The 241-nt window shown below is 57.7% G+C and carries 1 protein-coding gene; it reads right to left on the bottom strand.

What is annotated here, in order from left to right:
- Window positions 1–114 (bottom strand): DUF1839 family protein (locus SB719_RS22305; RefSeq protein WP_412160055.1); only part of this gene is annotated, 114 nt, incomplete at its 3' end.
- Window positions 115–241: the final 127 nt, after the last annotated feature.

Genomic DNA, 241 nt, shown 5'->3' with positions numbered 1-241 from the left:
CACTTCGATCCAAAGATCGACATAACAGTTGGTTTCCGGCCAGATACGCGTCTGGGCATGCAAGGCGTGCGGCGTGTAACGGTCGGGCGCGATGTTCGGAAAAACAGCCTGCATGAGTGCGATCAGCCCCACAATTCCTTGCGTATGTTTTCCGGCCAGATTTCGACATCCAGACCGTGGTGATGGAAGAGCGCCAGTGCGATGCGTTCCAGCCCGAAGCCGACACAGGCCGTATGGGCCA

The organism is Pantoea sp. SIMBA_079 (assembly GCF_046940275.1).
GTDB lineage: Bacteria > Pseudomonadota > Gammaproteobacteria > Enterobacterales > Enterobacteriaceae > Pantoea > Pantoea borealis.
Note: the sequence above shows the minus strand (reverse complement) of the source record. Positions and strands in the feature narration are given on the sequence as shown.